The organism is Dyella dinghuensis (assembly GCF_003977615.1).
Taxonomy (GTDB): Bacteria; Pseudomonadota; Gammaproteobacteria; order Xanthomonadales; family Rhodanobacteraceae; genus Dyella_B; species Dyella_B dinghuensis.
On record NZ_RYZR01000008.1, the window covers coordinates 154,493 to 167,484 of the forward strand.

The following is a 12,992-nucleotide window of genomic DNA, read 5'->3' on the forward strand; positions in this document are numbered from 1 at the left end:
AAAAGGCCCGCAGGGGAATCGGCATGGATGCCGATTCCTTTTCGCCAGGGCAGGATGCCCTGTCGAAAAGCCCGGCCCCGTCTCACGGTCTCGGAGGGCGAAGCCCGGAGAGCACCGCATACGGGGTGCCCTTTCTTTGGGTTACTTTTCTTTGGGCACGCAAAGAAAAGTGACTCGTCCGTCGGCAGACGGGCGAAACGCCCGCCGCGTAAGCGAGCCCACCGGCGATATCGCATCAACCAAGCGATACAGTCACCGGATTCCGGCCTTCGCCGGAATGACGGGATAACCGTTGAGGTGAATTTGACGGCGCTGGTTCAAGCTAGCGCTTGTGCAGCAGCTCGCTTGATCAGCGCATCATCCGGGCGAACCCCTGTGTAGAGCACAAACTGCTCCACCGCCTGCAACACAATCACCTCTGCCCCCGTAATAACCGGCTTCCCGAGCAACTGTGCCAACCGCACAAGAGGTGTCAAAACCGGCAACGCCACCACATCAAACACCATCCGCGCCGCCTCGACTTCCTCTCGGCTAAATGCCAACGTATCCGCCTCAGCCCCACCCTCCATCCCAATCGGCGTCACATTCACCAATAACTCCGCGTTCAATCCGGACGCATCAGCCGCCCACGCATACCCACAAATATCCGCCAATCTGCGCCCTGCCTCTTCATTACGCGCAACGACATACCCCGACATAAATCCAGCATCACGAAACGCACACGCCACAGCCTTCGCCATCCCTCCACTACCACGCAACACCACACGCGTATCCGGCGAAATACGATAACGCTCGATCAACTTCCGTATCGCGATGTAATCGGTGTTGTACGCACGCAATAAACCATCGTCATTGACAATCGTATTGATCGACGCAATCGCCTGCGCCGACGCATCGATTTCATCCACCAACGGAATGCATGCCTCCTTGAACGGCATCGAGACCGCGCAACCGCGAATCCCCAGCGCGCGGATGCCCGCAATCGCCGCAGGCAAATCCTTCGTCGTAAAAGCCTTGTAGACAAAATTCAGATCCAGCGCCTCATACAGAAAATTCTGAAAGCGCGTTCCGAAGTTGCCCGGGCGCCCGGACAGGGACATGCAAAGCTGGGTGTCGCGGTTGATCGAACGAGGCATGTCGCGGGCTCTGGGTCAGTCGGCAAGGTCCGCCATTGAAACCGGCCAAAACGGCCCGAATCTCCAGCGAACCCGCCAAGCATACCCACCTCGCCAGGCCAGTCCGTGAACCATCCTGAGCCGGCAGGCTTGACGCCAGCGCTACACTTACCCGCCTGAGCACGTTTCAAGGAAGCCGCATGAGCGAGCACCACACATCCAACGGGGTTACCCGCGACGAAGCCGAAGAAGCCGTGCGCGTCCTTTTGCGCTGGGCGGGCGAAGACCCGTCGCGCGAAGGCCTGATCGATACGCCCAAACGCGTCGTCAAAGCCTACAAGGACTGGTTCAACGGCTACGAGATCGATCCGGGTGAGTACCTGCGCCGCACCTTCAAGGAAGTGGCCGGTTACGACGAAATGGTCGTGCTGCGCGATATCGAATTCGAAAGTCATTGCGAACATCACATGGCGCCGATCATCGGCCGCGCGCACGTAGGTTATCTGCCCACTAATCGTGTGGTCGGCATCAGCAAGCTTGCGCGCGTGGTCGATGCCTACGCGCGACGCTTTCAGGTGCAGGAGAAGATGACGGCGGAGATCGCCCGCTGCATCCATGACAACCTGCATCCCAGCGGTGTGGCGGTCGTGGTCGACGCAAGCCACGAATGCATGACCACCCGCGGCGTGCACAAGCGTGGCGTATCGATGATTACCAGCCAGATGCTCGGCAGCTTCCGCGACGATGCACGCACACGCGCCGAGTTTCTGGATTTCATCGGCATCCACGGCGGCCGGCGCTGATGCGCGCCTTGGCCGCCGCGCTGCTGTTCCTACCGCTCGCGGTGCTGGCCCAGGGGACGGACCTTTTCCATGCCATGGATACCAATGGCGACGGCCGCATCAGCGAAGACGAGTATGTGACGTACATGAGCCAGGGCTTCTACCGCCTGGATCGCAACCACGACGGCATTCTCGAATCTGACGAACTGCCCGGCGGCCGCGGCGGCCCGGTCACCCTCAAGCAGTGGCAGGACAACCTGCGGCGCGAATTCCACAAGCTAGACCGCAACCACGATGGCTACCTGAGCCCACGGGAACTGGCCCAGCCGCCGATGTAACCGCTACAGCCGGCTTCCCTGCGGCGTTTCGCACACTTTCAGCCCATGCCAAGGGTAGTGTCATCGGCTATCGTTCGCGCTCCACCTTTCCGTACACATCACTGCATGGACTCCGCTCCGACCACCGTCACCCGCCGCCACAACGCCGCGCTGTCTTTCATCTTCGTGACGGTGATGCTGGACATGCTGGCCTTCGGCATCATCATTCCGGTGCTTCCGCACCTGGTCGTGCAACTGAGCGGCGGCAGCATCGCGCACGCAGCTGTGTGGACGAGTTTCTTCGGCACGCTGTATATGCTGATGCAATTCGTGTTCTCGCCGATCCAGGGCACGCTTTCCGATCGCTTCGGCCGGCGCACGGTGATTCTGATTTCCAGCTTCGGGCTTGGCATCGACTTCATCGTGATGGCGATAACGCCAGTGCTGTGGCTGCTTTTCATCGGCCGTGGCATTTCCGGCATTTGCGCGGCAAGTTTCTCGACGGCGAATGCGTATATCGCCGACATCGTGCCGAAGGAAAAACGCGCGGCGGCTTTTGGTGCATTGGGCGCGGCGTTCGGCGTCGGTTTCATTGTCGGCCCTGCGCTGGGCGGTTTCCTTGGTCATTTCAGCCTGCGCTTGCCGTTCTGGGCGGCGGCGGTGCTGTCGCTCGCCAATTTCTGCTACGGCTTCTTCGTGTTACCCGAATCGCTGCCGCTGGAGAAGCGCACGAAACGATTTGACTGGAGCCATGCCAATCCGTTCGGCGCGCTCGTCTTGCTGCGCCGTTATCCGCAGGTGTTTGCGCTGGCCGCGGTGTTTTTCCTGATCAATCTGGCGCAGTTCTCGCTCAACTCCACCTACGTGCTGTACACGGACTACCGCTACGGCTGGGGCCCGCAGGCCGTGGGTTACACGCTGGCGCTGGTGGGTCTGTGCAGCGGTCTCGTGCAGGCGGTACTGGTGAGCAAACTGATGCCACGGCTCGGCGAAAAACGCCTGATCATGATTGGCCTGACGCTCTGCGTGGTTGGCTATATGTTCTTTGGCCTGTCCTCGGTGGGCTGGGTTTTCCTGCTCGGCATTCCGTTCCTTTGCCTGGGAGGCCTTTCCGGACCGCCCGCACAGGCGCTGATGACGCAGCAAGTCGATCCGCACGAACAGGGTCGTCTGCAAGGTGCACTAACCAGTCTTGCCAGTCTCGCCGGCATCTTCGGACCGGCGCTGTTCGCCAACCTTTTCGCGTTGTTTATCAGCGATCACGCGCCAATCCATTTGCCCGGCGTTTCCTTTGTGCTCGCCGCGTCGTTGCTGGCGATCGCGGCGATCATCGCGTACTACGCAATCCAACACGTGCAAGCGTCCCATTCCCCCTCTTCGACGGAACCTTCCGCTGCCATGGCGTGCGAACTCTCGCCACTGGCTGGTGAAGTGGCCGGCGAATCTCTTCACACCGATAAAACGGAGTCGTCCCCATGAGCATTTCGATGTACCAGACCGCTGTACCTGTCTTCCTGCGCGCACTCGGCAACCTCAAGCACGTGCTGCAGCAAGGTCAGGCCCACGCCAAGGACAAGAAGGTCGAAGATTCGGTGATGCTGCAAAGCCGCCTGATCGCCGACATGTTGCCGCTGGTCAAGCAAGTGCAGATTGCTACCGACATGGCCAAAAACGCTGCCGCGCGTCTGGCAGGCGTCGACCCGCTGAAGTTCGAAGACAACGAAACCACGTTCGATGAGCTGATTTCGCGCATCGACCGCGCTGTCGATTACATCAAGAGCTTCAAGCCCGAGCAGATCGACGGCAGCGAAACGCGTGCCATCGTCGTTCCGTCACGCAATGGCGAAACGAAGTTCGAAGGTCAGGCCTATCTGCTGCACTTCGTACTGCCGAACGTGTTCTTCCATTGCACCACCGCTTACAACATTCTGCGCGTGGCTGGCACGAACATCGGCAAGAACGATTTCATCGGTAAAGCGTAAGGCTTTTCTTTTCGCGTGCAGGGCGAATCATTCGCCCTGCACAGCGTCTCTTGATGCTGTCGCCCGCAATGGGCACATCGAGCAACTCGCCCTGCATCAAACACAACCCCTCTAGTACTTGTACGTACTGCATCGTGCAGTAACGGGCTTTTTTTCGTCTTTCAGATTTCCTGGCACTCGCCCTTCATCAAATTAGGCGCCGTCCGATTGTTGCAAAAACCTCGGTCGCTTATTTGATCGTTACGGTTCGCAACGAATTTTCCCTTCTGGGGTCGGGCCGTAAATCCGCGGCAGTCACCTTAGTAGCCATGCGTCATGGCTAGGGATGACTTTCGCTTTTGTCATCCGCCATTCGCTGTACCGCTAAGCAACGAACGGCGACTCCAGGGAGAACACCTTGAAAGCAGGAAGTACTTTTAATTACTCGTTATTGGCCTTGGCCTGTGCAGCCGCGCTGGCGAGCACGAGCGTGTTTGCGCAGTCCACAACCGGCAGCATTGGTGGTCAGGCGCAGCCAGGCGTAACGATCACGGCCACCAGCTCAACTGGCTTGGTTCGCAAAACCATCACAGACAATTCGGGGCGCTATAGCTTCACTAACCTCCCGCTTGGCACGTATAGCGTCTCGCTTCAGCGAGACGGGGTTGTTGTTGATAAGCGCGACAACGTGAGTATTGTCGTGAACGCGAACACAGATGTGTCGTTCGCTTCGGCTTCGAATGCGAAGTCGCTTGGCACGGTTACTGTCTCTGCCGCAGGACTACCCCCTATCGACGTGACAGCCGTGGATTCGCGCACAGTTCTCACATCCAAAGAACTTGCGCAGCTTCCGATTACTCGTAGCGCAGAAGCGATTGCGTTGCTTGCACCGGGTACTGTTGGTGGCAGCAGTTACTTCAGCGGCCCGACCGGCAATCCACTAGTTTCGTTCGGGGGCGCATCAGTTACTGAAAATGCCTATTACATTAATGGCTTCAACACGACAGACCCGCTTTCCGGCCTAGGTGGTATCAGCTTGCCTTATGGCTCGATTGATCAGCAAGAAGTGTTCACCGGCGGCTATAGCGCCAAATACGGACGTTCGGACGGCGGCGTTATCAACCAGGTTGGCATGCGCGGCACCAATCAGTGGCATTTTGGCGTGCAGGTATTGAGGGAACCTGGTTTTCTTGCATCTGATCCCAAGAACGTCTACTACCCCAACACGACACTTCCCGCAGGTTACGGTTATCAAAATCCCGCGCTTGCCGGCACGCTTTACCGTTCGCGCAAGGACAATACGGCTACGCACACGGCGTACAGCTTTTATGTCGGCGGTCCGCTGATCAAAGACAAGCTTTTCCTTTTCGCATCGGCAGAAGCTGAGAAGAGAGACGGCTTGTCGACATCGTCGTCATCGTCCTCCCAACCATACGACGAGCACTACAGTTACAGCCTGCCAAAGCATTACGTCAAGCTGGACTGGAATATCAACGACAGCAATATCCTCGAGTTCACCAACATATCGAGCAAAGAATCCTTTAGCGGCAGCCTGGATGAGTACGACTACGACACTCGTTCGCAAGGTCCACTGTTCGGTTATGACACATCGACCAAGACGGGCTCTGATATCTACATCGGCAAGTACACCAGTTATATCACCGATGACTTGACCTTCTCGGCCACTTACGGCAAGACCAAGGTTATGGATTACAGCCAAGTTCCTGGCGCTGATCCCACGCTGCCTTATCTCGGTGGTGTGTTGAGTGAGGATCCGAGCATTACTGGTGGAATCCCCATCACCAATGGCATTACCACGCCCTACGTAAAGTCGCCTGATGCCAGAAGCAGCAGCCATGGCCTGCGCCTGGATCTCGAATACAAACTGGGCGATCACACGCTTTCCGCTGGCATTGACAACATAACCACTTCATCGACTGATGAAGGTCAACAGGTATTTGGACCTGCCTATGCATGGCTCTATGGCAAGGCCAGCAAGCCAAATACCCCGCTGAATCCCGACTTCGGCGTTGGTGCGCCAGGTGGTAATGGTTACTACGTGCGCAAATACATCTACACCACGACGACCAGCATGTCGGTGGATCAAACCGCGCAATACCTGGAAGATCGCTGGCAGGTGAATGATCGCTGGTTGGTGAGCATTGGTCTTCGCAACGACCAATTCTCCAACTACAACAATCTCCATCAGGCATTCGTGCACAACACGAATCAATGGGCGCCACGCCTCGGATTCAGCTGGGACGTATTGGGCGACTCCACGTTCAAGGTATTCGGTAACTTGGGCCGCTACTACCTTGCGCTGCCCAATAGCGTGGCCGAACGGGCAGCGGGCCCTTCCACTTATACCAACGAGTATTTCACCTACACCGGTATTGATCCGACCACCGGCGCGCCGACTGGGCTAACTCCTATCGGACCCGGCCCGATCTCTTCCAATGGCGAATACGGGCAAACGCCGGAACCCAAGACGGTTACCGCGACTGATCTTCGTTCGCAATATCAGGACGAAGCTATCCTGGGTTTCACCAAGATGCTTGGCAGCAAATGGATGTACGGCGCCAAAGTTACCGTGCGCAGGCTGGAAACAGCTATCGATGACGTTTGCGACGATGATGCTGTGGCCAGAAAGATCGTTGCGTCGGGTATCGATCCGAATAGCGTCGTATTTCCGAACAGCTGCTTGATCTTCAATCCCGGCAAGACCAACACATTCTTGCTGGCCAATGCCGATGGCAATGGCTATTCCAAAGTCACGATGACGAATCAGGATTGGGGTTTCACCGATGGAGCAAAGCGTAAGTACTACGCACTTGATCTATTCCTGGAACATCCATTCGATGGCAAGTGGCAGGGTCGCATCGACTACACATTCTCGCGTAGTTATGGCAATACCGAAGGTCAGGTGCTTTCCACCATCGGTCAGGACGACGTGTCCAAGACGCAGGACTGGGATTTCTGGCAGCTCATGGAAAACAGCAATGGGGTTCTGTCGAACGATCGCACACACGTGCTAAAGGCCAGAGGTGCGTACCAAATCTCGCCGGAATGGATGATTTCCGGTTCGCTGCAAATCGCGTCTGGCGCACCCAAAGTTTGCCTGGGCTATTACGGCACTGACGAATCCGATCCGGTGTTGTATGGCTCCGCTTACCACTATTGCGCTGGCAATCCGACGCCGATCGGTAGCCTGGGACGGTTGCCATGGACGAAGCAGCTCAATCTGGGTGTGACATATCGACCACCGTTTGCGGATAAGAAACTCGCATTCAGCCTGGACGTTTTCAATGTGTTGAACGAACGCAAACCTACAGTGCTCGATGCAACCTACGAAACCGATCCGTATACGGTTTCCAACACCTATGGCATGCCGCTGTATCAAGAAGCTCCACGCTACGTTCGCCTCTCGGCCACGTACGACTTCTGATTCATGGATTGAAGTGACAGCCATCTTTTAACGCTGAAAGACGCAAAAGAAAGATGGTGGCCTTACCCGGGCTAAGGGGCCGGCATTGCCGGCCCCTTTTTCGTTGGTTCGCGTTTATCAGAGGTGGGGTTGCCATAGGGCGGACCGAACCGCATATACCGGTCATAACCAGCTACCTGAGACCAAACATGGCTGACACCAAACATCTAAAAATCGACTTCGTCTCCGACGTCGTCTGCCCATGGTGCGCCATTGGGCTCAAGTCGCTCGAACAGGCGCTTCAGAAGCTCGACGGCAGTGTGTCGGCCGATCTTCACTTCCAGCCCTTCGAGCTGAATCCGCAGATGGCGCCGGAAGGCGAGGACGTGGCTGAGCATCTGGCGCACAAGTACGGCAGTACGCCGGAGCAGATGGCCCAGAACCGTGAAGGCATACGCCAGCGTGGTGCTTCGCTGGGTTTCACCTTCGATATGGACAAGCGCAGCCGCATCTACAACACCTTCGACGCGCATCGCCTGCTGCATTGGGCCGAGCTGGAAGGCAAGCAGCATGCGCTGAAGCTTGCACTGCTGGGAGCGTATTTCACGAAAGGTGAAGACGTGAGTTCGTACGACGTGCTGGCCCGGGTGGCCGGCGAAGTGGGTCTGGATGCCACCAAGGCCCGCGAGGTGCTCGACAGCGGGCGCTATGCGGACGAGGTTCGCACGCAGGAGCGTTTCTTCCAGGAACAGGGCATTCGCGCCGTGCCGTCGGTGATTGTGAACGGGCGCTACCTGATCCAGGGTGGCCAGCCGCCGGAAGTCTTCGAGCAGACCCTGCGGCAAATCGCTGCCGAAAGCTGAGGCAGCCATCTGCGGCAGGCGGTGGACGACGTGAGACAATGCGTCGTCCCGTTCCGCCCTGCCCTGCATGCTGCGACTCACCGATATCAAGCTACCGCTGGACCACGCCGAGGAGGCGCTGGCGGCGGCCATCCGCGACCGGCTTCACGTCGGCCAGCAGGCTATCCGTAGCTACACGGTGTTTCGCCGTGGCCACGATGCGCGCAAACGTGGCGCGATCCAGCTGATCTATACGCTGGATGTCGATGTCGCGGATGAAGCGAAGTTGCTGCAACGTTTTGCGGACGACCCGCATGTGCGTCCCACGCCCGACACGAACTACAAATTCGTGACGCAGGCGCCGACGACGCTCGCACGTCGCCCTGTCGTGATCGGCCTGGGCCCCTGCGGTTTATTCGCCGGACTGATTCTGGCGCAGATGGGCTTTCGCCCGATCATCCTCGAACGCGGCAAAGCGGTGCGCGAACGCACCAAAGACACCTGGGACCTGTGGCGCAAGCGCAACCTGCATCCGGAGTCGAACGTGCAGTTCGGCGAAGGCGGTGCGGGTACGTTTTCCGACGGCAAGCTCTACAGCCAGATTTCCGATCCGCATCACTACGGACGGAAAGTGCTGGTCGAATTTGTGAAAGCCGGCGCGCCGGAAGAAATCATCTACGTCAGTAAACCGCATATCGGCACCTTCCGCTTGGTGACGATGGTGGAAAATATGCGCAACACCATCGAATCGCTGGGCGGCGAAATTCGATTTCAACATCGCGTCGACGACATCGAAGTCGAAACCGATTCCGATGGCGTGCGTCACGTACGCGGTGTGGCGCTGAGCAACGGCGAGCAAATTCGCACCGATCACGTTGTGTTGGCACTGGGCCATAGCGCACGCGATACGTTCGAGATGCTGCACAAGCGCGGCGTGTATCTGGAAGCCAAACCGTTCTCGATCGGCTTTCGCGTCGAGCACCCGCAATCGATGGTCGACAACGCACGCTTCGGTCCGCAAGCGGGACATCCGCTGCTCGGCGCGGCGGACTACAAACTTGTGCATCACTGCCACAACGGCCGCTCCGTCTACAGTTTCTGCATGTGCCCCGGTGGTACCGTCGTGGCCGCAGCAAGCGAGCCGGGCCGGGTTGTCACGAATGGCATGAGCCAGTATTCACGCAACGAACGTAATGCAAACGCGGCGATTGTGGTCGGCGTCGAACCGAGCGACTTTATTCCGTATGACGACAGCGGCAGCCCGCTTGCAGGCATCGCGTTGCAACGTCATTGGGAAAGCCGCGCTTTTGAACTGGGTGGCGGCACCTATGAAGCGCCTGGACAGTTGGTGGGCGACTTCATCGCCGGTCGTACTTCGTCGGCGTTCGGCGAAGTACAGCCTTCCTACAAGCCAGGTGTGCATCTGACCGATCTCGCTCACGCCATTCCCGATTACGCCGTGGAAGCCATTCGCGAGGCCATGCCTGCCTTTGATCGAAAGCTGAAGGGCTTCGCGCGGCATGATGCGATTTTTACTGGCGTGGAGACACGCACGTCGTCACCCGTTCGCATACGCCGCAACGACGACGATTATCAAAGCCTCAACACGCGCGGGCTGTTTCCCGCAGGCGAAGGCGCTGGTTATGCGGGCGGCATTCTTTCAGCTGGCGTCGATGGCATTCGCGTTGCCGAAGCCGTAGCGCTGAGCATCGCTGCCATGCATCAGGCAGCACATGCTCACTGACGATCTGAAAACCGTCATTCGCGACGCGTATGCACGCATCAAGGATGGACTTCCCGGCTTCCGGGCGCGCTCCGCGCAAACACGCATGATTGCGGAGGTGGCCCGCGCGCTGTCGCACGCGGGCGGCGCCGCGGTGATCGAGGCGCCTACCGGCACCGGTAAATCGATGGCTTATCTGATTGCGGGCGTGGAAGTAGCGCGTGCGCAGAAAAAGAAACTGTTGATCGCCACGGCCACGATCGCGCTGCAGGAACAGTTGGTGGAACGCGATATTCCACTGTATTTGAAACTCAATGGCAGCGATGCCAAGGTCGCCATCGCGAAAGGCCGCGGCCGCTATCTGTGCCCGCGCAATTTGCGCATGGCCGCCAACAGTCTCGTCGACAGCGGACAAATGGGATTGGCGCTCGACACCGATCTTGCGCTGTGGAGCAAACCACCTGCAGAGCGTGACAAAACGGTTCTGCGCAGACTCACGGATGCGTTCGACCACCATGAGTGGAACGGCGACATGGACGCCGCACCGGAAACACCCGGCGACATGCTTCGCGCCATGATCACGACCAGCGCCGGCGGCTGCACGGGGCGTCGTTGTGCGCAATTCATGGCGTGTCCGTTTTTCGCGGCTCGTCGTGCCGTGGCCGATGCGGACATCATCGTCGCCAATCAGGACCTGGTGCTTTCCGATCTCACGATGCCCGGTGACGATGACAACTGGGGCGGCATCATTCTCCCCAAGCCCGACGACACGCTTTACGTGTTCGACGAGGCGCATCACATGCCGAACAAGACGATCGATCGCGGTGCTTCCGATGTGCCGCTAGGCACGGCCGTGCGGCAGATCAGTCGCCTGGCGCGCCAGGTGCATGCGGCCTATTCGCTGACCGATAAGGAAGTGATCGCCAAACTCACGCTCGATACCGGCGATGCAAAACTGCAGGAATTGAGTGACGCGCTGGAAGATCTCGAACGCGAGATAAAACTATCGTGGTTGCCGGATCCCTCCGAAACGGAACCGATGTATCGCGGTTCACTGGGGCAGCTTCCCGATACGTGGGTGCAACACGCCACATCGCTCTACATCCTGACGTCGGAAGTGCATCGCTGGCTGACCGCGGTGCGTCGAACGGTCACCGAGATGAGCGAAGGCGGCCCAACCCAGGAAGCGCTGTCGCGCGAATTGGGCATCGCACTGGAACGCATGGATCGCCAGGTACGCACATGGCGCGCATGGTCCAGCGACGATCCCGAGCATGCACCGCCACTGGCGCGCTGGGTCACGCTCTCGCACGATCAGCAATTCGTTTGTCATGCGTCGGCCGTTTCGGCTGGCGCATTGTTGCGCGCCATTCTCTGGGACAACGCCAGTGCCGCGATCATGACGTCCGCCACGCTCAGCGCAGGCGGAAACTTTCGCGGCTTCGCCGATGCTGTGGGTTTACCGGACGACGCGGTAACGATAAGCCTGCCCTCGCCGTTCGATCTCAGCACGCAAGCCCGTCTGGAAGTACCTGCTTTGTCCGCACTACCGGATGAGCGCGAACTGCATGCGCAAGCCGTCACCGAATGGCTCGCCGAACATCTGGACTGGGATGCGGGCAATCTCGTGTTGTTCACCTCACGCGCAAAACTGGAGCGCGTGCTGCAACGCCTGCCCATCGACAAAGTGCGCAAGGTTCGCGCACAAGGGTCGCTTGGTAAAACGCAACTTATCGCCGAACATGTTGCCGCGGTGGAATCGGGCAAAGGCAGCACGCTGTTTGGTCTTGCATCGTTCGGCGAAGGGCTCGATCTTCCCGGCAAACTTTGCGAAACCGTGGTGATCACGCAATTGCCGTTCGCCGTGCCGACCGACCCGGTGGGCGCAACATACGCCGAATGGCTGGAATCGCGCGGCCGCAACCCATTCCTCGAAGTGTCCGTACCGGAAGCGACGCGATTGCTGACGCAGTATTGCGGACGACTTATTCGCAGCGAAACCGATCACGGCCGCATCGTGTTGCTGGATCGTCGCGTGGTCACGCGACATTACGGCAGCCAGATGCTAAAAGCTCTACCACCCTTCCAGCGCGTGATCGAGCGTACGGCATGACCATCATCCGATTGCGCGAATGTCACTCCGTGCCATGGAAGAACGGCATGGGACGTACGCGCGAACTGGCGATCCATCCAGCTGGCGCGGGTATGGACGATTTCGTCTGGCGTGTCAGTGTCGCGGATGTGGATAGCGCATCGCCGTTCTCTGCGTTTCCGGGCATCGATCGTCACATCGCATTGCTGCAAGGCGCCGGTTTTACGATGACGCTGGACGACGGTCGCGAGCATGCACTCGTGGCGCCTTTCACGCCTTTTGCATTTCCTGGCGAGGCGCATGTTTCGGTGAGCCTCACCGGCGGCCCGACGCGCGATTTCAATCTGATGATTCGCCGCGAGCGTGCGCGCGGTGAACTGGTCGTCTGGGAAGGGCCATGCCGTCAGGTTGTCGATGATGCCGTTGCGCTGATTTTCTGCGTGCAGGGACATGTGGATACGTCGGAAGGACGGCTGCAGGCCGGCGAAGCGTGGCTTCCCGTTCGGCAGACGGATCGTGTCACACTGGATTTGCATGCATTGGCACTTGTGGCACGGGTTGAAGTGCGCGGAAATTAGTGCGTGTGGCGTCAAGGTGTATTTTGTGACGCTCTTGCTTCTATGCTCGTCATTCCGGCGCAGGCCGGAATCCAGTGACGACAACATACAGACGAGGTACTTAGGCACAGCCTGAGTACACTGGATTCCGGCCTGCGCCGATACGCTTTACAACAGCG

The 12,992-nt window shown here is 58.6% G+C and carries 10 protein-coding genes; 9 read left to right on the forward strand and 1 reads right to left on the reverse strand.

What is annotated here, in order from left to right:
- Positions 1-317: 317 nt before the first annotated feature.
- Complete coding sequence (locus EKH79_RS17785) at positions 318-1,136, reverse strand: shikimate 5-dehydrogenase (protein WP_126675195.1); 819 nt, start codon at positions 1,134-1,136, stop codon at positions 318-320.
- Between the two features lie 179 nt (positions 1,137-1,315).
- Here EKH79_RS17785 and folE point away from each other — a divergent pair, with 179 nt between their 5' ends.
- The 9 genes from folE (at position 1,316) to EKH79_RS17830 (ending at position 12,834) form a co-directional block, all read left to right on the forward strand.
- Positions 1,316-1,918: a GTP cyclohydrolase I FolE gene (gene folE, locus EKH79_RS17790; RefSeq protein ID WP_126675196.1), complete on the forward strand. Its 603-nt coding sequence runs from the start codon at positions 1,316-1,318 to the stop codon at positions 1,916-1,918.
- Entirely contained in the window at positions 1,918-2,235 is a 318-nt protein-coding gene (locus tag EKH79_RS17795) for an EF-hand domain-containing protein (RefSeq protein ID WP_199754378.1), read from the forward strand. Before folE ends, EKH79_RS17795 begins: the two co-directional genes overlap by 1 nt.
- A 105-nt stretch (positions 2,236-2,340) precedes the next feature.
- A complete protein-coding gene (locus tag EKH79_RS17800; RefSeq protein WP_126675197.1) occupies positions 2,341-3,693 on the forward strand; it encodes a TCR/Tet family MFS transporter in 1,353 nt (450 codons plus the stop codon).
- A complete protein-coding gene (locus tag EKH79_RS17805) occupies positions 3,690-4,196 on the forward strand; it encodes a DUF1993 domain-containing protein (RefSeq protein ID WP_126675198.1) in 507 nt (168 codons plus the stop codon). Before EKH79_RS17800 ends, EKH79_RS17805 begins: the two co-directional genes overlap by 4 nt.
- A gap of 397 nt (positions 4,197-4,593) precedes the next feature.
- Positions 4,594-7,620: a TonB-dependent receptor gene (locus EKH79_RS17810; protein ID WP_233590384.1), complete on the forward strand. Its 3,027-nt coding sequence runs from the start codon at positions 4,594-4,596 to the stop codon at positions 7,618-7,620.
- 188 nt (positions 7,621-7,808) lie between these two features.
- Complete coding sequence (locus EKH79_RS17815) at positions 7,809-8,462, forward strand: DsbA family oxidoreductase (protein WP_126675199.1); 654 nt, start codon at positions 7,809-7,811, stop codon at positions 8,460-8,462.
- Between the two features lie 67 nt (positions 8,463-8,529).
- The gene (locus EKH79_RS17820) at positions 8,530-10,185 is read left to right on the forward strand and encodes an NAD(P)/FAD-dependent oxidoreductase (protein ID WP_126675200.1); all 1,656 of its coding nucleotides are present in this window, start codon (positions 8,530-8,532) and stop codon (positions 10,183-10,185) included.
- The gene (dinG, locus tag EKH79_RS17825; RefSeq protein WP_126675201.1) at positions 10,175-12,277 is read left to right on the forward strand and encodes an ATP-dependent DNA helicase DinG; all 2,103 of its coding nucleotides are present in this window, start codon (positions 10,175-10,177) and stop codon (positions 12,275-12,277) included. The genes EKH79_RS17820 and dinG overlap by 11 nt, the downstream gene beginning before the upstream one ends.
- Positions 12,274-12,834: a HutD/Ves family protein gene (locus EKH79_RS17830; protein ID WP_126675202.1), complete on the forward strand. Its 561-nt coding sequence runs from the start codon at positions 12,274-12,276 to the stop codon at positions 12,832-12,834. The genes dinG and EKH79_RS17830 overlap by 4 nt, the downstream gene beginning before the upstream one ends.
- Positions 12,835-12,992 lie beyond the last annotated feature (158 nt).

Coding starts and splice junctions, on each gene's coding strand:
- EKH79_RS17785 (WP_126675195.1), bottom strand. CDS start 1,136: ATGCCTCGTTCGATCAACCGCGACACCCAGCTTTGCATGTCCCTGTCC.
- folE (WP_126675196.1), top strand. CDS start 1,316: ATGAGCGAGCACCACACATCCAACGGGGTTACCCGCGACGAAGCCGAA.
- EKH79_RS17795 (WP_199754378.1), top strand. CDS start 1,918: ATGCGCGCCTTGGCCGCCGCGCTGCTGTTCCTACCGCTCGCGGTGCTG.
- EKH79_RS17800 (WP_126675197.1), top strand. CDS start 2,341: ATGGACTCCGCTCCGACCACCGTCACCCGCCGCCACAACGCCGCGCTG.
- EKH79_RS17805 (WP_126675198.1), top strand. CDS start 3,690: ATGAGCATTTCGATGTACCAGACCGCTGTACCTGTCTTCCTGCGCGCA.
- EKH79_RS17815 (WP_126675199.1), top strand. CDS start 7,809: ATGGCTGACACCAAACATCTAAAAATCGACTTCGTCTCCGACGTCGTC.
- EKH79_RS17820 (WP_126675200.1), top strand. CDS start 8,530: ATGCTGCGACTCACCGATATCAAGCTACCGCTGGACCACGCCGAGGAG.
- dinG (WP_126675201.1), top strand. CDS start 10,175: ATGCTCACTGACGATCTGAAAACCGTCATTCGCGACGCGTATGCACGC.
- EKH79_RS17830 (WP_126675202.1), top strand. CDS start 12,274: ATGACCATCATCCGATTGCGCGAATGTCACTCCGTGCCATGGAAGAAC.